Source organism: Chryseobacterium takakiae (assembly GCF_900129385.1).
Classification (GTDB): Bacteria; Bacteroidota; Bacteroidia; order Flavobacteriales; family Weeksellaceae; genus Chryseobacterium; species Chryseobacterium takakiae.
Map to the genome: position 1 here is coordinate 222,345 of NZ_FQVO01000005.1, position 21,504 is coordinate 243,848.

The window sequence follows — 21,504 nt, forward strand, 5'->3', positions numbered from 1 at the left end:
AAGCAGTCTTCGGGCTGCTTTTTTATTTTCAAATAGGGTTTAATTAATTGTCAAGAATTTTTAGGACTTTTTGAAGAAAGTTTGGGATGAGCTGGAAAAATGGTTTTTGAGCGCAAGGTATAAACTTTCCAAAGCCAAAGAATTTCTGGGATTAGGCTTTAGTAAAGAAACTTCAGAAACTTTAGGCAATCTTGGATTGAAACCTAAACTTGATGGTTTCCGGCAAATTGGTGCGGGTATGAATCTTCCTTATGGAAACTTTATAACAAGATTAGAGTATAAAGGTTTTACAGTATTTGAGGGTAGCAAAAAACAGATAGAAACTCTCGCAAAAGAGCTAAAGGAAATGGGTGAAGAGGCTGCAATAAAATATTTGGATAATTTATTGCAGAAGATTACACTTAGAGAAATTGGAGTTTCAGAAGGAGCTGTATACAAATTTCTATTAGGAGAATATGTATCATTTGAGTTTATATCTAGAACCTCCGGTTATGTATCAGGGTATGTAGTTAAAGTGGGAGATTTATTAAGATGCCATATATTCTATACTACGGATAAATCAGGGAAGGCATTAGTTTCTTTTATGCAATATAGAACTAAGGTATTTAATATCGCTAAAAGCTTGAATCTTACACGTGTTGAATTAGAAGGTTCAACAGTTATTAATGAAGATGTATTAAAATTTGTTAAGAATCAGCAATTTGATAAAAAATTAATGGAAGTTCCGGAAGCACTTGGAGGAAACCCTGGTGAAAAAATGGACGTTTATTTTAAAGAATTTGAGATTAAATAATTAAAGTTATGAAAAATAAAGAGTATTATCAGCAAATTAAAAAAAATGGAAAAAACGTTTTTGAAGTTTATTTAGAATATAAAAAAACTTTGTCTCCTTTAGAATCTATGAAAAAAATGAGAAAAGATTTTCCTCAAATTACTTTTGAAGAAGCAAAAGAAATAATGATAATCTGTGATACGAATTATAATTCCATAGAGAAATATCAGGGAAGTATCTTAGATGATATAAAAAAAATTATAGAAAATTAATTTTTAGCAGTCTTCGGGCTGCTTTTTTCTTTTTCAAATAGGGTTTAATTTATTGTAAGAATTTTTTTTGGATTTCTTAAAGAAAGTTTTTGGGACGAACTAATATCTCCGGACTGAGTTCACAAAACAACTACACACTGAAATCTTTACATTCTTAGATACAACAAAATACAAATTTTTATTTATATTTGATTTGCGCAACAAAAATGGAATTGCCATAAAACCAAATGGGTTGAAGTAGATCCTCTAATTCATTTATTAATTGGAGATTAGTTTGTATCAAAATCATAAATCACCAATTCGGCAATACGAAATTGTTGTACGATATTTTATTCAAAAAAACACTAAATGAAAAAAACATTAACAATTTTATTTTTAACCATAGGTTATTTTTCTTTTTCACAAAAACTTTACAAGCAAATTGCTGAAAAAGATATTAACCAGGAAAGATTTAACGTAGCAAAAAGTTTTGCACAGGAATATTTAAAAAAATGCGAAAATAAAGATTATTCCAAATTTCAAAATTACATTATTGATTCAAGGTCAACTAAAAAGTTGAACGACAGCATTAAAGAAAACTGCCATGAAATGTTTGCGAAATACGGAAAATCAGAAATTCTAAATCTCAATTCTTCGTATTATCATAAATATACAAAAAATTATGACCCACTGGAACTTTTTATTTTTGACTTTAAAACTGAGAAAAATTCGGAAGTAAAATATGCAAGTATTTGGGTATACGAAGATAAGAATATTATTGGAGGCTTGTTGTTTTCAAAAGAGAAACCACTAAAAATAGTAAGGAAGAAATAGTTTACAAAGAAATATCATTTTAGTGAAATCATTAAGGGCGCAAATTACCCCAAAAATTCGCTAAATACGCCTGATCAATCTTGCTATTGCAAGAACGACAGGTTCGAATTCATTGTTTTTTATAACAAAAAAGCCACCCCATATCTAAGAGTAAAAAGAATTTATAAAAAGTCTCAAAATAGTATTGAGCAGGATATATGATATGTAAATCATAGCCGGAATTATTCTTTTTCCAATAATTTTTTCACAATAAGATGAGCGAAATACTTAGTGTTTTTTTAGTTTAACAAATATTTTTCACAGAATGTCGGAAACAGTTTTAACCAATCCATACACATCATAAAATCTGCCAACTTACATCATTAAAAACATTAAAATCAGCCGAAACTCAATTCAGACCTAGTGTTTCGCAGCTTTGCATAAACGTACTTGTGCAAGCTAAGTGTTGATCGTCAATAAAATTAAAAGGTATTTTACTCTTTTGTAAAGGTTATTTATAAATGTCTCATCTGCTGTCAGCATCAGTAAAAAATATAATCAGCAGATCAGGTTTAATAATATAGAGAAACCTGTATTTTCATATTCTCAATCTGTAGACATTATTTTCCCCCGACAATAGGAGTTATATCTGATTTGTAGCTGGCGAAAACAGGACCCCGCTATGACGATCCTAAACTTAACCAATACCAGATACAACATAATGAAGGAGAGGATCTTATTTTGGCAATAGATATTATTGTAATGATCGTTAGCATAGTAAAAGGTATTGTGAAACTTGCAAAACAATTATCTAAATTTGTTAAATGGATAGATGAAGTTTTGGTAAGAGGTGGAAAGGGTGCTCTAAAAGTTGAAGAAGCTTTGCAAGAAGCCAAACGGATTGAATTATTTTCTAAAATTGTAGGAAAACCTATAAGCAAAAAATTACTTAGAGAATTACAAGATGAATTTAAAAAACTCGGCGGAGATTTAGTATATGATAAAAATTCTTTTGAGTATATAGCATCACGAGAGAAAGTTTACAATGAAGAAATTGAAGCGCTTACTTTTAATGAAGAACTTATTTATCTTAATAAGAATACAACAACTTCAGCTGTATATGAGGAATTAATTCATGCTGAACAATTTAGAAGTGGAAAGTATAATGATTGGGTTAATAAATATAATAATATTATTGCTGAAAACTTAATGGAAAAAGAAGCAGCGGAAGAACTGTTGGAAAATGCAACAAAATGGAAATTACCAACAGAAGAAGTAAAATTAATAAAAGAAAGATTGGAATATTTTAAAAACGAATTAAAAAGATTAAATTATGACAAATAAAATAGAAGTGCTTGAAGTGTTTAATTTATCGAACAAAATAATTTTTGTAGTAAAATTTGAGGGAGATAAATATTTGATTAATGATAAATATCAAAACTTTGAAAATAATTTAGCATTTATTTTAAAAGGCGTAGGAATGGAGAATAATCCTAATAGCGAAAGTAAATCTATTTTAGTAGAGATATTAAACGAAAATTATTCATTAGAAGATTTTAAAGATAAAATTTTTATCAAGAAAGATTAACTCCTCAAAACTCCGAAGCTTTTGCCTTCGGAGTCTTGTTTTGAAAACTTGCAAAACAATTATCTAAATTTGTTAAATGGATAGATGAGGTTTTAGTAAGAGGTGGCAAGGGTGCAAGAAGAGTTGAAATTGCACTATTAAGGCGAGGAAAGTATTTAGGGCAGATTCTTGATGATGCAGATTTTATAAAGATAGAAAGTTATCTAAAACAATTAAAAGTAGAATTGCAAAACGGAAAAGGCACCAAAGCTTTTGAAGTAGAAGCATTCTTTCTTAAATCTGGAAATCCTTTAATGTTAGAAGCTCAAATGCACTAATGTTCGTTACAGATAGGATAAAAATGAAATTTATTTTAAAGAATTTGAGATTAAACAATTAAAGTTATGAAAAAAGAATTAATTGATAGTCCATGGAATTTTACTTTATATGAAGAAAATGACATGAAATTTTTGGAGGTAGTTTATTGTAATAGTTTTGTTGATTTTACCAGAGAATTTAAATTACAAGGAGATGAACTCAACTATGATTTTGAAGAATTGAAAACATTAGCAGAAGACATCAGAAAAAATTACGAAAAGTATAAAGCCCGAGAAATAAAAGATGAATAACTTTCATATTACCTAACAACAAATTAGTAGATATATAGATTCAAGCAAATTTCACTCACTATTTTAATCAAAATCATGAAATTTATCAACCTGATTATTAAATTTCAGAATGAATTTTACCTTAATTTTGAACTATGAAAAAGTTGGAATCACGGGAAGATATAGAACATCTTGTTAATTCTTTTTATGCGAAAGTTACTAAGGATGAGACGATAGGTTTATTTTTCACCGATATTGCTAAAGTAGAATGGAATAAGCATTTACCCAAAATGTATGCGTTCTGGGAATCGATATTGTTCGGGCAGATGACGTACAAAGGAAATCCTATGGGAGCTCACTTCCCTATTAATGAAATGCAGGCGATGGAACAAAAACATTTCGACCGCTGGCTTGAGCTCTGGAAAGCTACCATTGAAGAAAATTTTGCAGGTGAAAATGCAGACATAGCCATCTATAAAGCTGAAAATATTGCCAGATTAATGGCCTTCAAAATGGATCTTGCGAGAAGACTTTAATCTCGGATATGCTTAAGGAACAATTACGGTAAAAATATATGCTGCAAGGTTTACCAGAAGTACTGTTCCGTAAAGAATGTTCGTCTTGCCTCTGCTTAACGATAGCATAACGATAAATACTGATAAAGAAAGCAAAATAATATCTTTTTTGTCAAGTCCTAAAACCAGAGGAATATCATACATAATGCACACTACGGAAACCGCCGGTATCGTAAGCCCAATACTTGCGAGTGCAGAACCCAGCGCCAGATTAAGGCTCGACTGGATCTGATTACTCCTTGCTGCACGGATAGCAGCCAAACCTTCCGGCAATAAAACCATTCCGGCAATAATAACTCCTACCAGGGATTTTGGAGCACCCAGGCTCTGTACCATATTTTCAATAGTAGAAGAAAGTCCTTTCGCCATCAATACAACAATAGCAAGACAGATTATGAGAAAAACAAAGCTGCTAAGCGTTTTTTGAAAAGACGGGATGTAGTTTTCCTCAGGATGCTCTTCGGGTACGATGAAATAATTTCGGTGCCTTACCGTCTGTACCATCAGGAAAGTACCATAAATGACAAGACACGCAATAGAAACGAATACCAGCTGTGCCTGATTATAAAAAGGCCCGTTGATACTTGAAGTAAAATTCGGGAGCACAAGCGTGAGAATAAGGATTGACACAATACTTACCAGATAGGTTGTTGCTGATGTCCTTGCAAAAAACTGTTCATAATATTTTACTCCACCCACCAGTATACAGATACCCAGGATTCCGTTGAGAATCAACATTACCGCAGCAAATACAGTATCCCGGGCCAAAGTAATAGCCTGATCACCGCCGGCTACCATTAATGAAATAATAAGCGCTACTTCCAGTATCGTAATACAAAGTGCGAGTATAATTGTTCCGAAAGGCTCCCCTACTTTATGGGCCACAACTTCTGCATGGTGAACAGCAGAAATTACACTTCCTGTTAATAAAATACCGGCAATTACATCAGAAATTACCCCAGTACCCATAGCACCGGAAAAATAATATCCTACGGCAAGAATGGGAAAGATGTAAGTATAATGTAAAAGTTCTTTTATTTTCATAGCGTCTACAAAATACAAAAAATCTATGGCTTTTGAAATATTAAAAGAAAATATTAATATTATTTAATGGCTCCAGCAATAAAAATCCTGAAGGTCTGTCAGCATATGAAACAATAAACCAATTGCAATAATTCTGATATTTCCTTTAAAGAACAGCATCAAAAAATACACCGCAATGGCATAATAAGAATGTAAAAAATGAAATCCAACGCTTGCACGATCAGGATCGAAAACAGGATCAGCAAAAAGATGATCAAGATCGACGAGCATGGTTGCCAAAAGAATAATGTAGGTTTTCTTCCATGTCTTGCGGTAGAAAATCAAGGCAATAAATACAGGAAATACAAAATGCAGAAAATAATGCACAAACGTCCTGATCAAAGCAATATCTGAATGTTCCATCTAGTATGAATTAATTGTTCTGCCATCTCAGCATCAGCGGAAGATTTCCTTTTTTGAATTGCAGCCTCAGATAATATTTCTGTCCTTCATTTCCATAAAATATAGAGTTTATATCGGAAATTATATTTCTTTCTTTTGAATTTAAAAATTTTAATTTTGAAAACAGCAATGTCTTATTTTTAATAAAAATATAATTTGTATTGAATCTGTTCGGGGCCTTAAACATCTTTTTTGTTGAATAAATTTCCAGACCTTCAGGATTTTTCTCAATGATATTCGGTTGAAAGGGAATGGCTGTAAACTGGCTCTGTGCATTGACCCATTTTTTATTCCGAAAATATTGTAACGCTTTATCTGCATGCGACGTGGATAATGAAATCGCATAATCAGGCTGTACAATTTTCTGTATGGTTTTCTTTTCAATTTCATTAAAATCATCGTCATAACTATACGTAATAATGGTATCATTTACTTGTTTAAGAACAGCTGTTGCCTTCAATGAATTGATCTGTACGGAATCTGAAATATATCTATTAAATACTGAAGTAATACTTTCAATATTACCCTTATTTAATTCTGCATCAATAAAATAATTATTTTTTTCAAGCTTATCAATAATTGAATAAAAATCTTCTTTTTGACCGTTACTTATTTCAATATTATCCGAATTTAAGCAGATAGGAAAATTTCGTATTTTATTGTTAGAAATCAATGAAATACTTCCCAGTGATCCATCAATAAAATCATCTGAGCTGAAGTTTGTTCTTTGCGAAAATTTCTGAAATAGTGATTTTATATTTTCAAAAGCAGAATCGGAAGTTCCGGCAATACAATAAGAACCTTCCATTTTGATAAAAAAATGACCTTTCTGAAACAAATCATTTCCTTTTCTTGAAAAACCATTTTGATTTAAATATATTAGAAATTTTGATTTGTCTTTAAGCTCCAGAATGCAATACCAATCTGAAAAACCAGTTTTCTCCAGGTGAAAGACCTGTAAAAAATCGGGAATTTTCACTCCCGAATCTTTTATGGACATTCCCTTTTTATCTTTTGTCTCTGATTGACCCCATACCGATGGATTTCCAAGAAAGCTTAGCAGATATTGCCTTGTTGCCTTTTTAACATCAAGTAAAACAACAGCATCTGCATTCTGTGGAATATATTTTAATTCTTTATTTCGGTGATAAAGGATAAAGTATCCATAAACGAGCAGGATCAGCAATATAAAAGCCGCTACCTTCTTTTTCATTACAGAACAGGCTGTTTTTTGCCGGCTTCATGCTGTTTGTACATTTCATCAAAAAGATCGAAGAAGTACATCAGGCTGTTTTCCGAAGATCCTTTAATCGAATAATCGATTTCCGTCTGGATCGTATTTCCTTTAGATTCTGATTTAAAATAAATATCGCCCACATTCTTTCTCACCGTATCCAGCATTTTTCTTTCGGAACCGCTTTTGAATTCCTTTTCCAGTCCGGCTAACAGCCTCTGAAGATCAATCCTCCCTGAAGCCGGATATTTTGTGGAATCCTTTATCCAGCCTTTCGAGCTTTGTCCCTGGTTTTCAATATTTAATCCGTTCGCAGAGGTCATAATATAGACGATTCCGTCTTTAACAGTAAAGAAAAGCTCATCCATATATACGGAATTGTTATCTTCTTTGAAAGAATATAGGCTTCCTTTTTTAGAAAAGTTCTTTGATGTGTTTTTATTGGCAGCAAGCAGATTAAAAATACGATTCCAGTATCCTTCATTTTCCGTAGCAAAAGCAAAAGTAAAATCCGGAACCGCCACTTCTTTCGTTTTCTTTATTTCTTTTTCATTGTAGTCGTTATCATATTCATACTCGGTGTACTCTACTGTTTTAGATTTCAGTTCATTGAGCACGAAAATTCCGTTTCCGGGTGCAATTTTAGAAATTGCTTTTTCATCCAGCACGATTTTAACCGTTTCCATAATGAGCTCGGTTTCTTTCTGATATTTGGAATCCCCAGTATTTTTCATCAGCGCATACATCATGTCGAAGTATTTGCTTCCATTTACGTTAATTGCATAATATCCAATGCTTTTATCATTGATAAGCTGCGCAAGCTTCTTGTTTTTACGCCCTTTATAGATTTCCGAAACGCTTTTCTGAACCTCGGGATCTTTGTGCTGATAATTGTTAACCAACCTTACCTGAGTCTTATCAAAATAAAGATTATACGAGGAGTTGGAGTTGTAGGCAGAATTGATCAGACTGCCGAATTCGTACATCTTCATCATTCTCCCATAAATTCCGTTATTAACAAGGCTTCCGTAGTCCGTATACACAAAAACATCCGATGCGGCATCCCGGGAAGCCGTCATTTCAGCCGGAACATCCAGATCGAGGTTAGAGTTGAAGTACAGATCGAAAGACTCTTCCGCAAGCTTTCTGTGCATTTTGAATTTTTCCGTTTTCAGGGAATCCCTTTCTTTTTTAAAATCATCGTATTCAGGAATTTGCAGATCTTCCATATCCTCTTCCGGTCCAGGCAAAGACTCCGCTTCTACAATAGGTTCCTCATATTTTTTATCTGTTGATCCTTTCTTTTCTTCAGGATATTTGTGATGTTTTTCAAGATATTTGATATCTTTCCGGATCTTTTCAATTTCAGCCGTATTTTCTTTGATACTCTCTTTTAAATATGTAATATCATCTTTCAGGTATTGTATTTCTTCCTTGTAATCGAAAGGCTTTTCCGGAGCTTCGGCATACGCGCTGTCCATGGCTACGCTGTCTACAGCAGTGGCTACGCTATCTATAACTGCCATAGCACTATCCTGAACCACCATATCGTCCCATTTGTCTTCATACGGTTTTTCGTAGCTTATCATTTTCAGAACAGCTCTGTTGTCGTTCCAGGCTACGAAAATATCATCATCCAGGCTTACATAAGAATAGTTGTTCTTACGGGAGTTTTCCAGTCCTTTTTTCTTGATGGAATTGATGAATTCCTGAAACTTTTCTTTATTGTCGAGGATGAAATGCGCCGTGTACGCTTTCACCGAATCATTAAAAGATGCGTAGTGATATTGTGTGGCATCGTATTTAATCCCTGTTTTAGAATAATCTGTCCAGGAAAGTTTTTCTTTATTCTTTTTAGTTACTTCCTGCAGGATCGGGTTAAATTTTTCCCAGTTGATTTTTTTATCCAACTGTTTTCCGTTGATTTCCATATAGAAAAGCACGTCTGCAGGTATTTTCATACGCTGCTGTGCAAGAGCAAGTGAAAAGCAGAGCAATAAGAGGGTCACCTGTGTTTTTTGTAGGATAGATTTCATGGTCTGTGATTGAATTATTGAAATAGAATATTATTTTGCAATTGTTTCTTCTGAAGGATGAGGTCGATAATATTGGCTTCCAGTTTCACCGCTTTCCTGTTCGGAGAAATTGAATAAGTAGTATTCGACTGGGATTTTACCGCGTTTTCGAACTGCAGTATGGAAACATAGCGGGCTTCGTTAAAGATTTCCCGGTCTGCCCTGCTCATTTTATCATACTCACTTTTAAACGTGTTGACTTTGTTTCTGGTAAATACCTTCTTAGCAAGATTCTGATTATAAATTTGTGTAGGAATCATTTTACCGATAATATTTCTGGCTTTCAGCCGTTCCAGGCCTGCGTTAATATTTTCAATCTTACTAAAATTACAACTTAATTTTATAATGTAATTATCAAAATCCATAGAAGTTTTCACATTGGAAATACCGGGTGTTGATTTAAAAATATTGGCTGCTTCACTGACTTTTGCTTCAATTTCAGGCCGCTTCGGAACTTTCCTTCCGTTAATCGTTTCCATTTTTGAGATGGAGGCCAGCCTTGTTTTGCTTTTACTCGCATTCAAAATCAGCGTATATTCACCGCTTCCGTCCGCTTTCATATTTACTTTGTCTAAAATATCAAAGCAGCTTGTGAGCACTAACAGAGGCAAAGTTACAAAGAGTATTTTTAAAATATTTTTCATTGTTTATTTATTAAATTCTTCCTTTCAGATAATCCTGACGAAGCGGTTCATCAAACTTCTCGATGGCATATCTGAGACAGGTTCTTGGCATTTGCTGATAATATTTATTGAGATAAAGAATCAGTTCCTGCTTATTTTTCTGTCCCATTTCTCTAAGCATCCATCCGTTTGCTTTATGCATAAGATCATGGGTATGGTTTAAATTCTGTGTGACGAATTCTTTGGTGAGCTCAAATAGCCCTTTTTTAATATAATACAATGTTCCTACAACTGCCATTCTTTTGTGCCACATTTCCTGAGATCCGGACAGTTTTCTTAAAATGTCTTCTTTCTGATATTCAAAGCAATATCTGCCCAGAATTTTGTAACAGCTTGAATCTACAAGATCCCAATTATTAATATATTGCAGATGATTCAGATAAAACCCTACAATTTCATCTTTTACCTTTTCATCTTTTGCCTTTTCAAATTTTAAAACCAGCATCAGCAAGGCTGTCAGACGATGTTCATGATATCCGGACGAAAGCAGTTTGCTAAGATCTGCTAAAGAAACCCGAGCATAATATTCTTTCGCAACAGAACGCTGATCCGGAACGGTTACTCCCAAAAACAAATCTCCTTCACCATATTCTCCTTTTCCCGTTTTAAAAAATTTCGGGAAAAATGCTGCTTTTTCAGGAATTGAAAGATCATTTAAGGCTTCCAGAATCTGATGATAAGTTTCCATTATTAAAAATTAAGGCATCCCACACATTTAACAACTAAGCTGGCTCCTCTGTTAGAATATTCTGTCATCATTGAACTTTTATCTGTTTTCAGATCCTTTTGTTTAAAATCTCTTCCCAACATCATAATAGGTTTAGCAAAGGTCATCATATCATCTAATGTAATAACACAGATCGGCAAATTTTCGTTTTGCCCGGTACCGCTTTCGTCAATTATTTTAATAATTGTATTGTTTTGCAGTATACATAGTTCCGCTTTTGCCTTTTCTCCGGTCACTTGATAAATATTTACCATAGAAGCCAGGATTTCTCTATTCAACGGATTCTTATGATAGGCTTCTTCAGCAGCCGGCAGTATTTTTTGAGCTTTTGCTTTTGACAATCCTTTTCTCGAAGCAATTTTCCAGAGTTCTTCGTAATCTTTATTATAATCTGCCCTACTGTATTCTGCCGCTACAAAACGGCTTCCGTAATACATTTGATTTCTGTCTTGCTGAGTCAGTTTTGAAGGATCTTGTTTAAAAATTTCCAAATATTTATAAAAATTCTCCTGTGGATTTTCAACTGCCTTTTTTTTAATTTCTTCAACATTAATCTGAGCAAAGCTAAATTTGAACGTTAATAAAATTAATATTGCAATAATTTTTTTCATCTTCTTTATTGAATAACAATTATTTAAATCTATTTATTTTAAGCAATATTTTCAAGCTCTTCCTCTTCTTTTGCAATTTTGTTCGGATTCGCAAGTTTGCCAATCGTAAGCCCTTGAACAATAATAGAAAACACAACCACACAATAAGTAATACTTAAAACAGCAGTACTGTATTCATTTTTAGGGATCGAAAGTGCCAAAGCGATGGAAACTCCACCCCGGATTCCTCCCCACACCAAAACTTTTACGGTTTGCGGACTAAAGGTCCTTTTCATAAATTTTGTTGGCCCATAAATGGAAACAAGTCTTGCGATTAATACAACAACAATAGCTACAATCCCAGGAATCATGAAATGGCTTAAATCTTTAATTAACAACAGTTCAAATCCGATGAAAAGGAAGAGCACTGCATTAAGAATTTCGTCAATTAATTCCCAGAATTTGATCAGATAATCCTGAGTGATGGATTTCATTTTAAATTTAACATTAAAATTACCCATGAATAATCCTGCCGCCACCATAGTTAAAGGTCCGGAAATATGCATCTGCCGGGCGATGAGATATCCACCCATCACGACAGACAGCGTTACCAGGACGGAAATAATATAATCATCCACTTCCCGCATGAGCCGGGAGGTAACCCATCCCAGCATTACGCCCAACAACAATCCGCCTCCGGCTTCCTTAAGCAAAAGCAACCCGATGCTTTCCACACCAAGATCTACTTCATTCCCGATGGCCAACTGCAGGACGACCGTAAAAACCACCACCGCCATACCATCATTAAACAAAGATTCACCAGCCACTTTTGTCTCCAGAGATTTTGATACGTTAGCTTGTTTTAAAATACTTAAAACCGCTACAGGATCGGTGGGTGAAATAAGCGCTCCAAAAAGCAGGCAGTAAATGAAAGGAAGTTCTATCCCCAGAAACGGAAGAATATAAAACATCCCGAAGCCCACTACAAATGTTGATATTACGACGCCTAATGTTGAAAATATAAGTACGGGACGCAACTGTTCTTTAAGATCATTTATGTTGATATGAATTCCCCCTGCAAAAAGAAGAAAATTCAGCATGGCTCCCATGAGTACTTCTGTAAAATCGATGCTGTTCATCAGATTATGAAGATGCCCGAAAGTTCTGGGCAGCACAGTCTCGCCGAAAGAAACCAGAAATATGGAAACCACAATGGCGATTACCATAATTCCGATGGTACTCGGAAGTTTAAGAAATCTGTAATTAAGATATGAAAAAATAGATGCTAAAACGATTAAAGCTGAAAATGAATAATATAACTCCACTAAGCTGTTATTTTAATTTATTTTTTTTAGAAATCAATGTAAAGTACTTTGATGTAAATGGTAGTGTCATCCTTTCTCCAGATGTCGAACATTCCCCCTTTTCCTGGTTTTGAAACCCTCGTGTAATCCTGCCCGAGATTCAGAATATTTAGCAGAATATATTCATCTCCCACTGAATTAACCAGATATGCCGTTTTTTCAGATTTTCCATCACCGGAACTTCTGACTGCATCCGTAAGGGTACGAAACTGACTCAGATGGTGCATAAAGTTGTTTCCATCCTTTTTAGAATCATAAGCCTTCAGTAAGATCAGGATAACATCAAGATTAGTAGGATCTTTTTCATAAAGGACTTTTCCTTTTTTTATACATTCATCAAAATCTCCGTTTTTAAAGGCTTCTGCCAAAGCTTTGAAATCTTCTTCCGTTGTGGAAACCAGATCACTTTTGAAATTTCGTCCATAATACAAGTGTTGTGATTCTATCGTATCAAGAGATTTAGGATACGCTTTATACTTGAAAATCAGCTTCTCATAATTATATGGAGACTTTTCGTTTTTAAGATCTTTCCTAATCGTTTTCAGATCAATTGCAGCTTTTTGTCCGAAGCTGAAGACCGAAAACACTATAAATAAGAGCAAAAGGTGATATTTCATGATTAGTCAGGATTATTTTCTTCCTCGTCGTTATCAAAATATTCAAAAAGGAAATCATTGTATGGAAATCTTGAGATATGGATTTTCATGACCTCATCATAGATCATCTTTTTCATTTCAGGGAAATTCTCTTTTGTAAGCGCCGAAATAAATACGGTAGGATATTTTGATTTTGCCATCCATGTGTTTTTCCATTCTTCCAGGGAAATATTTTTTCTTGTGGAAGGCGTTAGATCATCTTCATCTTTTTTCTCATAGCTGAAATCATCGATCTTGTTAAAAATCATGATCATCGGTTTTTGATGTGCATTGATTTCCATTAAAATCTGATTCACGGAATCAATGTGATCTTCAAAGCTTTCATGAGAAATATCTACCACATGAATCAGAAGATCTGCTTCACGCACCTCATCCAGTGTTGATTTGAACGATTCAACAAGTTGTGTCGGAAGTTTCCTGATAAATCCTACGGTATCGGTAAGCAGAAACGGAAGATTCCCGATTACCACCTTTCTTACCGTAGTATCCAGCGTGGCAAATAATTTATTTTCGGCAAAAACCTCGGATTTTGAAAGGGCATTCATCAACGTTGATTTACCCACATTGGTATATCCTACCAATGCCACGCGCACCACTTTCCCGCGGTTGTTTCTCTGGGTCGCCATCTGTTTATCAATGGTTTTCAGTTTGTCCTTTAAGAGGGAAATTCTGTCCCGGATGATACGTCTGTCGGTTTCAATCTCTGTTTCCCCCGGACCTCTCATCCCGATTCCCCCTTTCTGACGCTCAAGGTGGGTCCACATTCTGGTCAGTCGCGGCAACAGGTATTGGTATTGCGCCAGTTCCACCTGGGTTCTCGCATATGACGTTGTTGCACGTTGGGCAAAAATATCAAGGATCAGGTTGGTTCTGTCCAAGATTTTTACTTCCATTTCCCTTTCCAGGTTTTTAAGCTGTGACGGGGAGAGTTCGTCATCAAATATGACGGTTCCTATTTCATGTTCTTTTACGTAATCTCTGATTTCCTGAGCCTTACCACTTCCAATAAATGTTTTGGAATCCGGCTGTGTCAATTTCTGGGTAAATCGTTTATCTACGGTGGCTCCTGCGGTGTACGCCAAAAACTCCAGCTCATCCATGTATTCCTGAAGCTTATCCTCATCCTGATGCTGCGTAACAACACCTACCAATACGGCCTTCTCGTAATTGTGTTCTTTCTTTTCTAGCATTAAATTCTATCTGTATTTGTGAGATTTACAAGATACCATTTTTAGTTAAAAAAACCAAGATGAATTTTCGTGGTACATCTCATAAACATGATTCATTTTAACTTCAATTATTTTATTTAAGTTAAAATCAGAACTTATGACATTATATTACAATCTTCTTATTGAATTATTTTTTAGGTTAATTTCAAAATGGTCTGCAGGATCTCCAGTGGAAAAGTGTGACAGAATTTTAAAAACTCTCTTAAGATTTAAAATTAAAATATGTTGTCCCTGATAAGCTGAAAAAAGTTCTTCCAGAATTTTGTATTGCTGTAGTCGTTCAAAGGGTATATCTTTCCGGGCCAGTTCATCAGCCGACTGAAATTTATATAAATCCAGAAGAAGGTCTTCCGTCTTCCATTTTCTGAACGCTTCCGTATCGATCTTCCTTTTCTTTAAGTTTTTGTTATTTTGTATGAGCAGAAGAAGTTCCTTACCGTTGAAATCTTTTATACGTTCTATAAAATCCTTCGGCCAATCGTCCGGAATCATCCTTAATCGTACAAGTTCTTTAAGATGAAAGAGCATAAAATCGTGGTAAGATACAGATTTCAGAATATCTTTATTCCAGATTGTCTTATCCGCCGTTTTCTGCAAGGTGCCATATTCTTTTTCATACAGCGGAAATAGCTCATTAAAACGTGGAACATCATTTAAAACTTCTGTCTGCACCTCCATTTTATCTTGAGAATGTATGGTAAGTACTTTATAGGCAGGAATATACGCTGCAAGTGACGGCACCTGAATATTGACCAGCATTTTGCCGGTATCATTCCGTACTCCGGTATCATTAATGTGCATGTGTCCTGCAAAATGAATCTGCAAACCCGCTTCCGCAAATGCTTTCGCTACTTCCTCTTCAGGCACTCTCTCCATTTGCCATTTTTTTTCACCCAACAGGCTCTTTATTTCCGGTGTTACTCCGTCATTGAAATCAATCATGGGATAATGCGTAAATGCAATGACGGTTTTGCCAATTTTTTTTGCTTCAGCCATGGTTCTTTTTACCCAATCGATCAAATGTTTTTTGTGAGTAAGTACATTATTATAACCGATACTTGCTCCTTTGTAATTTTCAGGATTTTCAGGATTTTCAGAGGTATTTTTAGGAATGTAAGTATTCCCGTCGATCGCCATCAGCCAGACTCCTTTTACCGGTTCTGCAACGTAGCTGAGATCCGGAACGGGAAAACCTTCGGTTACATCGTACATCCTTTTCGTGTAGTCTGCATTTTGCAGTGCTTTTTCGTAGGAATAATCTTTAGGTGAATATTGGGTGAAAGGTGTTGCCCAAAACAGGTCTTTCTTTTTAGGATAAAACCCGAAATCTTTCAGCTCATCCAGAATTTCAAGATAGCCTGATTCTGCAATGTCTTTGGTGATGATTTTCCGATCTGTCTTTCCGATATTTTCTTTGCTGTAAATACCCAGTTGATTACCATCCTGCCACAGAAAATCATCCTTTCCTGCATCCCGTCGGAACGGGCCTACCGGATCATGGTTTCCGGTGGTCATATAAAATTCAATTCCGTATTGTTCATGATATTTATCGAGAATTTTATGCAGGCCGCGGAGATTGTAAGCCTGTCCGTCATCTGAAAAATCACCGGGCATGGCTATGATCTTAATTCCTTTTTTTGCAATATCATCCAGTGCTTTCAGGAATGCAAAATAGTTTTCGTTAAAAATCCGGGTAGAATGCAGCTGTGCATCCATGGTCCTGAGAATCGTCGGCTTACCGGTTTTCGGATTGATGATTCCTTTAAAATCATGATCAGAAAAGCTTCCGTACAGATCCTGAAAATGAACATCCGAAAGAAAAGCGATCTGCACCGGCTTCTCCTGCGCCGAAAACAATGAAAAAGCAAAGACCAAAAATGAAAATATTCCTTTACGCATCTTTAAAAAAGACGAAGGTAAAGGAATATCTTGGGAAGAAGTTTAATGGAGTTTTAAATAATTATGAAGGAAATTATTCTCCTCCATATGTTTCTATAATATATTCAGTTGCTTCTTTTAAAGTCTTTCCATTTTCAGGATGTTCACCGTAGCTTGTAAAAAATTCCACTTCATTATTGCTTTTATTATACCAGACTTTGTGTAAAGCATTATCTACAGTAAGCGTATCGGGCCTGGTAATCAGTTTAAGATATTTAAAAGGCTGTTCATTCATTGGAATTACGTCCACATGTGGGCCAAGATAGCTGCTGTCAGTGGCAATATATCTTTCACCATCCCAATACATGTATTTTTTATCCTGATCTGATTTTCCGAATAATGACAATGCGAAGGAATTTTCAGAACCTTGCGAATTACTTTTAGTATTCGGGAAAACAACACCTCCTGTAACAAGCACTAATAAAAGAGCCATTTCCATAATTCCCAATCCGTTTTTCTTAATGAATTCCGGCATTTTAAAATGCTGTTCGTTACTTATGTTAATGATAATTTTCGAAAGTTTTTCTGTTAAAGATTCTTCGTCATGATCAACGCTTATTTTCACTGTGGTTTTGTTGGCATCCTCTTCCCTGTTCACAAACGTTCTTGAGAACTCTGCGAAATTTTTGTAACCGATATACTCACTAAGCCTGTCTAAACGATCCGGCTGAATTTTTATATCACCATTTCCTGTTACATAAGTATCATAATACCTTGAGAAGCTTCTGTCATTTATTTCAAACCCTAAGTCTTCCTTAAAATACAGCCATAAGTAAGATGCTAAGCCATTTTTAGTATCTCGTTGAGATTCTTCTTTTGCTTTTCTGAACACTTCATTGATTAATAGTTTTTTCTTGGACATAATTAGTTTTTTAAGGGTAGTACAAAATAGGTGATTTTTTATCATGTCGCATTACGGGATTCCGTAACGAATTTCTTCTCCACATTGTCCATCGATGTCCATGTTTTGTCTAACACCTACGTCTGTGTTTGCTGCATCTTTGCTCCAGAAATCAGTTGAGAAACACAACATTAAAACAAAAATAAGAAAAATAGATTTTCAAAACTGATTTCAAAATCCGCCAGATAAAACGGAAGAAAACTCCGGGTTGGGAAGCAGATGATTCTCTTCCGTTTTTGAAGGTTCACTTCCCAAAAAATTTAAGAAGCGCTTCGAAATTTTTCCCGTGTAACACTGTCTGCGATCTGTTTCGCAGGGAAGAACACGAATGCCTTAACAATTAAATTTTTTGACAAATGTTACAATTCATATTGATGCTATTAGGTTTAGCATTCGGACACAATAATGCTCATACCGCAACATGCAACGACGATAACAACGGAGAGCCAATCACGCAATATTCTCCCACTGATGGAACAGACCCAGGTACAGGAACAGGAACGGGAGACGACGGAACTGGTGGACCGGGTAATGGAGGAAGTACAGGAGGCAATACAGGACAAAATCCTCCTCCCCTTGTAAAACCATAATTACATTTGGTACAGAGCAGATTGTTTTAATCTGCTCTTTTTTATTACTTTGCAAAATAAAACTATAACCAGACAACCATGAAAAACTATTTTTTATTCCTCGTTTTGATCTTTCTGTTTTCCTGCAGTAAGGAAACATCAAACATCAAGAATGATTCTATTGCCACCACTTATTATAAGAAAGCTAAAAAGTTATCCGGAGATTCTGCTTATTATTATTACAATTTGGCAAAGAATGCCTATTTAGATATCAAAGATTCTTCGGGAGTTGGCAGATCATTAGTCAATATGGCGATTATCCAACAAGAAAATGGTGACTATTATGGAGGTATTGAAACGTCTCTTGAAGGCAACAGATACCTTAAAAATGTTAATGATACTATAGTCAGAGCAACATTAGGTTCAAGTTATAATAATATGGGAATCAGCTCATCTTACCTTTATGATTATGAAAATGCTATAAAATTTTATACCGAAGCTTTAAAATATGCTAAAACTCCTGCTGACATTACACTATATCAAAATAACTTAGGCGATGCCTTGGTATCATTAAAGGAATATAAGGCAGCTGAACAGAATTTTATTTTGGCCCTTAAAACGGAGGATAAACTAAACTATGCAAGAGCTTTAAATAATCTAGCAAGAGCAAGATATAGCGAGAATCCCAAATACAATCCCCTGCCCGAATTTTATACAGCTTTAAAAATAAGAGAAGAAAATGATGATCTTTTGGGACAAAATTCAAGTTACGCCACATTGTCTAATTACTTTTTAGATAAGAATAATAAAGAAAAGGCTTTAGAATATGCTAAAAAGATGCTTACCGTCTCAAGGCAAAAAAATAGTAAAGAAGATCAGGCACAGGCACTTCAAAAAATAGTTTATCTTGATAAAGAAAATTACCCACAATATTTCAAAGAATTTCAGATACTCAATGATAGTCTGCAAATTTCAAAAAGCAGAGCCAAGAATCAATTTGCGGTTGTCCGATATGATGTAGAACAAAAAAATGCTGAAAATCAAAGGCTAAAAGCTAATTCAGCAGAAAAAGACAATTATATCTTGCGTCAATATTTTATTTTAACCATTCTCGTCTTTTTAATTATTTTCATAATCATTCTATACAGAAAAAGACAAATCCGTTTAAAACAAGAAAAAGAACTCGAAATTAAAAACACACAGCTTAAAATTTCCAAAAAAGTTCATGATGTAGTGGCGAATGGTATTTACCAGGTGATGACGAAAATCGAAAACCAGGAATATTTTGATAAAGTAAAAGCCCTGGATGAACTTGAATTTGTGTATGAAAAATCGAGGGATATTTCTTATGAAAAAAGTGATGCTTCAACTGAGGAGAAATACTTCAGCGAAAAAGTTTCGGAGCTTATCGGATCTTTTAAAAATGAGTCCGTGAATACTTACATTGCCGGAAACGACAAAAATCTGTGGGAAAATGTACGTGAAAAAACACAGGATGAAATATATCAGATCATCCGTGAACTGCTTGTGAATATGAGAAAACATTCAGGCGCAAGCACTGTTTCTTTCAGGTTTGAAAGAATACAAGACGAAATCAGAATTAACTATTCAGACAACGGAATCGGAATTCCGGGTGATGTACTATACAAAAACGGGCTGTCTTCTACGGTTTCCCGTATAGAAGCTATCCGCGGAGCAATTATTTTTGACACCAAAATTGAAAAGGGACTGAAGATCAATATTTCATTTCCTGTTTCTTAAAAAAACTAAAAACAATGTTCAAAAAAATTTTAATTGCGGAAGATCATGAAAGCATCAGTATTTCCGTACAGAAAACGCTGGAAGATCTTCATATTCCGAGTGTAGATTATGTGTATTATTGCGATGATGCGTTGGCAAAAGTTCAGAAGTCCCTCCGTGAACAACAGCCTTATGACCTTTTGATCACAGATTTGTATTATGAAGAAGATCATCATCCACAACAGATCAGAGACGGAAGAGAACTGATTGAGAAGATCAGGGAAATTCAGCCTTCATTAAAGATTATCGTTTTTTCTGCCGAACACAAATCCGGGATTATTGATTCACTTTTTAAAGATTATCACATCAACGGCTATGTACGGAAAGCAAGAAACGATTCCAAAGAGCTGAAAAAATCCATCGCATCGGTGTATATCAATGAAAATTATTTGTCGCTCGATCTGAAGCAGGATGTCAAAAAGCTCAACAGCTACGAGTTTTCGGCATATGATATCGCCTTGGTATCTCTTCTTTCAAAAGGAATTCTGCAGAAGCATATTCCTGAACACTTTAAAGAAAAAAATATTAAACCCAACAGCCTGAGCAGTGTTGAGAAAAAACTCAACAGCCTGAAGGAAGATCTGGAAGTAACGAGCAACGAACAACTCGTAGCCTTCTGTAAGGACATCGGGATTATCTGATCATCATTTTTTTCATCCATATTTTAATAAAGCCTTTCAATTTTTTGAAAGGTTTTTTCTTTTTTCCTGGTTTTACGGATTCCCGTAAGGTTTGGTTTTGAAAGGTTTATACTTTTGGAATGTTAAACAAATAAAATTATTTATCATGAATGTAAGACACACCCCAACAGACATTATCCACAAAGGACAAAAAGGAGGAACAACAGGGTGCGGAACAGACACCAATGCGCATCCTACTCATTGGACAAATACCAATGCAAAAGTAACCTGCGATAAAAACGGATGTAAAAACTAATTATTTACTAAAAAAACAACTTAATTATCATGAAAAAACTACTACTTACAAGCTTATTAGCCTTAGGATTATTATTACCGGCAAGTATTTCTGCATCGGCAAACAATACAACATCGGCAACAGAATTTACCGCAAAAAAACAGAAAAAGAACAAATCTAAAAAGAAGAGAAAAAGCAAAAGAAGTAAATCAAGAAGTTCAAGGTCGTATTCTCAAAGCAAAGGATGCACCTATAACGGACACCAGCTTATTGTTGGACCTCGTGGCGGATGTTATTATTATTCTGGTAACAGCAAAGAATATGTAGACAGGTCATATTGTTCCGGCTGTAATTAAAAATTAATAAAGTCCGACTAAAAACCAATAACCATGAAATACCTCATCATCATAGCCGCCATTCTGTGCTTCATCAGCATTTTCGAATGGCCTTACGGATACTACATTTTCCTCAGGATCTCAGTTTCATTTATGGCGCTTGTTATCATCGTTAATGAGTTCAGAACCAGAAGCTTTTGGCTGATTGCTTTTATGCTGATCTTCATCATATTCAATCCCGTCTTTCCGGTTTATCTTTATATGAAACCATTGTGGATCATCATTGATTATATCGTCGGACTTTTATTTCTCTATTACTTCTACACATTAATTCCGAAGAAAAAAACCAACGTACCCGAAGCCATCGACACAAAACACGAAGAAATTTCTAAAACAAGAGACAGAATAATTAAATAA

The 21,504-nt window shown here is 34.8% G+C and carries 25 protein-coding genes; 13 read left to right on the top strand and 12 right to left on the bottom strand.

The window, feature by feature from the left end:
* The first annotated feature begins 70 nt into the window (after positions 1 to 70).
* From BUA76_RS08870 to BUA76_RS08900, 7 genes are all read left to right on the top strand, one after another.
* Positions 71 to 793, top strand: coding sequence for a hypothetical protein (locus BUA76_RS08870; protein ID WP_072884444.1), 723 nt, complete (start codon positions 71 to 73; stop codon positions 791 to 793).
* A gap of 8 nt (positions 794 to 801) precedes the next feature.
* The gene (locus BUA76_RS08875; protein WP_072884445.1) at positions 802 to 1,044 is read left to right on the top strand and encodes a hypothetical protein; all 243 of its coding nucleotides are present in this window, start codon (positions 802 to 804) and stop codon (positions 1,042 to 1,044) included.
* 348 nt (positions 1,045 to 1,392) lie between these two features.
* Positions 1,393 to 1,857, top strand: coding sequence for a hypothetical protein (locus tag BUA76_RS08880; protein ID WP_072884446.1), 465 nt, complete (start codon positions 1,393 to 1,395; stop codon positions 1,855 to 1,857).
* 741 nt (positions 1,858 to 2,598) lie between these two features.
* Complete coding sequence (locus tag BUA76_RS08885) at positions 2,599 to 3,180, top strand: hypothetical protein (protein ID WP_072884447.1); 582 nt, start codon at positions 2,599 to 2,601, stop codon at positions 3,178 to 3,180.
* Positions 3,170 to 3,424, top strand: a complete 255-nt coding sequence (locus tag BUA76_RS08890) for a hypothetical protein (protein WP_072884448.1) — start codon at positions 3,170 to 3,172, stop codon at positions 3,422 to 3,424. Before BUA76_RS08885 ends, BUA76_RS08890 begins: the two co-directional genes overlap by 11 nt.
* Before the next feature lie 383 nt (positions 3,425 to 3,807).
* Positions 3,808 to 4,032 (top strand): hypothetical protein, encoded by a 225-nt coding sequence (locus tag BUA76_RS08895; protein WP_072884449.1) that lies wholly within the window; start codon positions 3,808 to 3,810, stop codon positions 4,030 to 4,032.
* Positions 4,033 to 4,166: 134 nt separating this feature from the next.
* A complete protein-coding gene (locus BUA76_RS08900; protein WP_072884450.1) occupies positions 4,167 to 4,547 on the top strand; it encodes a group III truncated hemoglobin in 381 nt (126 codons plus the stop codon).
* Positions 4,548 to 4,559: 12 nt separating this feature from the next.
* On the opposite strand, the gene BUA76_RS08905 is transcribed toward BUA76_RS08900, so the two are convergent.
* The 12 genes from BUA76_RS08905 to BUA76_RS08960 form a co-directional block, all read right to left on the bottom strand.
* Positions 4,560 to 5,630: a calcium:cation antiporter gene (locus tag BUA76_RS08905; RefSeq protein WP_072884451.1), complete on the bottom strand. Its 1,071-nt coding sequence runs from the start codon at positions 5,628 to 5,630 to the stop codon at positions 4,560 to 4,562.
* A gap of 63 nt (positions 5,631 to 5,693) precedes the next feature.
* Positions 5,694 to 6,032 carry a DUF6122 family protein gene (locus BUA76_RS08910; protein ID WP_072884452.1) on the bottom strand — a complete coding sequence of 113 codons (339 nt, stop codon included), beginning with the start codon at positions 6,030 to 6,032 and terminating at the stop codon, positions 5,694 to 5,696.
* Between the two features lie 10 nt (positions 6,033 to 6,042).
* The gene (locus BUA76_RS08915; protein ID WP_072884453.1) at positions 6,043 to 7,284 is read right to left on the bottom strand and encodes a hypothetical protein; all 1,242 of its coding nucleotides are present in this window, start codon (positions 7,282 to 7,284) and stop codon (positions 6,043 to 6,045) included.
* Positions 7,284 to 9,341, bottom strand: a complete 2,058-nt coding sequence (locus BUA76_RS08920; RefSeq protein WP_072884454.1) for a hypothetical protein — start codon at positions 9,339 to 9,341, stop codon at positions 7,284 to 7,286. The genes BUA76_RS08915 and BUA76_RS08920 overlap by 1 nt, the downstream gene beginning before the upstream one ends.
* A gap of 14 nt (positions 9,342 to 9,355) precedes the next feature.
* Entirely contained in the window at positions 9,356 to 10,024 is a 669-nt protein-coding gene (locus tag BUA76_RS08925; protein WP_072884455.1) for a hypothetical protein, read from the bottom strand.
* A gap of 10 nt (positions 10,025 to 10,034) precedes the next feature.
* The gene (locus BUA76_RS08930; RefSeq protein ID WP_072884456.1) at positions 10,035 to 10,751 is read right to left on the bottom strand and encodes a DNA alkylation repair protein; all 717 of its coding nucleotides are present in this window, start codon (positions 10,749 to 10,751) and stop codon (positions 10,035 to 10,037) included.
* A gap of 2 nt (positions 10,752 to 10,753) precedes the next feature.
* Positions 10,754 to 11,401, bottom strand: a complete 648-nt coding sequence (locus BUA76_RS08935) for a DUF4919 domain-containing protein (protein WP_072884457.1) — start codon at positions 11,399 to 11,401, stop codon at positions 10,754 to 10,756.
* A 38-nt stretch (positions 11,402 to 11,439) separates the two neighbouring features.
* Complete coding sequence (locus BUA76_RS08940) at positions 11,440 to 12,705, bottom strand: cation:proton antiporter (RefSeq protein ID WP_072884458.1); 1,266 nt, start codon at positions 12,703 to 12,705, stop codon at positions 11,440 to 11,442.
* Positions 12,706 to 12,731: 26 nt separating this feature from the next.
* Entirely contained in the window at positions 12,732 to 13,361 is a 630-nt protein-coding gene (locus tag BUA76_RS08945; protein ID WP_072884459.1) for a DUF4919 domain-containing protein, read from the bottom strand.
* A 2-nt stretch (positions 13,362 to 13,363) separates the two neighbouring features.
* Entirely contained in the window at positions 13,364 to 14,590 is a 1,227-nt protein-coding gene (hflX, locus tag BUA76_RS08950; protein ID WP_072884460.1) for a GTPase HflX, read from the bottom strand.
* A 147-nt stretch (positions 14,591 to 14,737) separates the two neighbouring features.
* A complete protein-coding gene (locus tag BUA76_RS08955) occupies positions 14,738 to 16,528 on the bottom strand; it encodes a metallophosphoesterase family protein (protein ID WP_072884461.1) in 1,791 nt (596 codons plus the stop codon).
* A gap of 73 nt (positions 16,529 to 16,601) precedes the next feature.
* Entirely contained in the window at positions 16,602 to 17,429 is an 828-nt protein-coding gene (locus tag BUA76_RS08960; protein ID WP_072884462.1) for a hypothetical protein, read from the bottom strand.
* A gap of 395 nt (positions 17,430 to 17,824) precedes the next feature.
* Between BUA76_RS08960 and BUA76_RS08965 the strand changes: the two genes are divergently transcribed.
* From BUA76_RS08965 to BUA76_RS08985, 6 genes are all read left to right on the top strand, one after another.
* Entirely contained in the window at positions 17,825 to 18,058 is a 234-nt protein-coding gene (locus BUA76_RS08965) for a hypothetical protein (RefSeq protein ID WP_143149886.1), read from the top strand.
* Positions 18,059 to 18,136: 78 nt separating this feature from the next.
* Complete coding sequence (locus BUA76_RS08970) at positions 18,137 to 19,798, top strand: tetratricopeptide repeat-containing sensor histidine kinase (RefSeq protein ID WP_083573195.1); 1,662 nt, start codon at positions 18,137 to 18,139, stop codon at positions 19,796 to 19,798.
* 14 nt (positions 19,799 to 19,812) lie between these two features.
* Positions 19,813 to 20,478, top strand: a complete 666-nt coding sequence (locus tag BUA76_RS08975) for a response regulator (RefSeq protein ID WP_072884464.1) — start codon at positions 19,813 to 19,815, stop codon at positions 20,476 to 20,478.
* Positions 20,479 to 20,623: 145 nt separating this feature from the next.
* A complete protein-coding gene (locus BUA76_RS19235; RefSeq protein ID WP_178337323.1) occupies positions 20,624 to 20,773 on the top strand; it encodes a hypothetical protein in 150 nt (49 codons plus the stop codon).
* A gap of 29 nt (positions 20,774 to 20,802) precedes the next feature.
* Positions 20,803 to 21,108 (top strand): hypothetical protein, encoded by a 306-nt coding sequence (locus BUA76_RS08980; RefSeq protein WP_072884465.1) that lies wholly within the window; start codon positions 20,803 to 20,805, stop codon positions 21,106 to 21,108.
* A 33-nt stretch (positions 21,109 to 21,141) separates the two neighbouring features.
* Positions 21,142 to 21,504 carry a DUF6804 family protein gene (locus tag BUA76_RS08985; RefSeq protein ID WP_072884466.1) on the top strand — a complete coding sequence of 121 codons (363 nt, stop codon included), beginning with the start codon at positions 21,142 to 21,144 and terminating at the stop codon, positions 21,502 to 21,504.

Bases quoted from the DNA above. Each gene is read 5' to 3' on its own strand.
- BUA76_RS08900 (WP_072884450.1), top strand. From the start codon at position 4,167: ATGAAAAAGTTGGAATCACGGGAAGATATAGAACATCTTGTTAATTCT.
- BUA76_RS08880 (WP_072884446.1), top strand. From the start codon at position 1,393: ATGAAAAAAACATTAACAATTTTATTTTTAACCATAGGTTATTTTTCT.
- BUA76_RS08905 (WP_072884451.1), bottom strand. From the start codon at position 5,630: ATGAAAATAAAAGAACTTTTACATTATACTTACATCTTTCCCATTCTT.
- BUA76_RS08920 (WP_072884454.1), bottom strand. From the start codon at position 9,341: ATGAAATCTATCCTACAAAAAACACAGGTGACCCTCTTATTGCTCTGC.
- BUA76_RS08930 (WP_072884456.1), bottom strand. From the start codon at position 10,751: ATGGAAACTTATCATCAGATTCTGGAAGCCTTAAATGATCTTTCAATT.
- BUA76_RS19235 (WP_178337323.1), top strand. From the start codon at position 20,624: ATGAATGTAAGACACACCCCAACAGACATTATCCACAAAGGACAAAAA.
- BUA76_RS08945 (WP_072884459.1), bottom strand. From the start codon at position 13,361: ATGAAATATCACCTTTTGCTCTTATTTATAGTGTTTTCGGTCTTCAGC.
- BUA76_RS08895 (WP_072884449.1), top strand. From the start codon at position 3,808: ATGAAAAAAGAATTAATTGATAGTCCATGGAATTTTACTTTATATGAA.
- BUA76_RS08985 (WP_072884466.1), top strand. From the start codon at position 21,142: ATGAAATACCTCATCATCATAGCCGCCATTCTGTGCTTCATCAGCATT.
- hflX (WP_072884460.1), bottom strand. From the start codon at position 14,590: ATGCTAGAAAAGAAAGAACACAATTACGAGAAGGCCGTATTGGTAGGT.
- BUA76_RS08975 (WP_072884464.1), top strand. From the start codon at position 19,813: ATGTTCAAAAAAATTTTAATTGCGGAAGATCATGAAAGCATCAGTATT.
- BUA76_RS08885 (WP_072884447.1), top strand. From the start codon at position 2,599: ATGATCGTTAGCATAGTAAAAGGTATTGTGAAACTTGCAAAACAATTA.
- BUA76_RS08915 (WP_072884453.1), bottom strand. From the start codon at position 7,284: ATGAAAAAGAAGGTAGCGGCTTTTATATTGCTGATCCTGCTCGTTTAT.
- BUA76_RS08910 (WP_072884452.1), bottom strand. From the start codon at position 6,032: ATGGAACATTCAGATATTGCTTTGATCAGGACGTTTGTGCATTATTTT.
- BUA76_RS08925 (WP_072884455.1), bottom strand. From the start codon at position 10,024: ATGAAAAATATTTTAAAAATACTCTTTGTAACTTTGCCTCTGTTAGTG.
- BUA76_RS08980 (WP_072884465.1), top strand. From the start codon at position 20,803: ATGAAAAAACTACTACTTACAAGCTTATTAGCCTTAGGATTATTATTA.
- BUA76_RS08935 (WP_072884457.1), bottom strand. From the start codon at position 11,401: ATGAAAAAAATTATTGCAATATTAATTTTATTAACGTTCAAATTTAGC.
- BUA76_RS08970 (WP_083573195.1), top strand. From the start codon at position 18,137: ATGAAAAACTATTTTTTATTCCTCGTTTTGATCTTTCTGTTTTCCTGC.
- BUA76_RS08960 (WP_072884462.1), bottom strand. From the start codon at position 17,429: ATGTCCAAGAAAAAACTATTAATCAATGAAGTGTTCAGAAAAGCAAAA.
- BUA76_RS08955 (WP_072884461.1), bottom strand. From the start codon at position 16,528: ATGCGTAAAGGAATATTTTCATTTTTGGTCTTTGCTTTTTCATTGTTT.
- BUA76_RS08875 (WP_072884445.1), top strand. From the start codon at position 802: ATGAAAAATAAAGAGTATTATCAGCAAATTAAAAAAAATGGAAAAAAC.
- BUA76_RS08890 (WP_072884448.1), top strand. From the start codon at position 3,170: ATGACAAATAAAATAGAAGTGCTTGAAGTGTTTAATTTATCGAACAAA.
- BUA76_RS08965 (WP_143149886.1), top strand. From the start codon at position 17,825: ATGTTACAATTCATATTGATGCTATTAGGTTTAGCATTCGGACACAAT.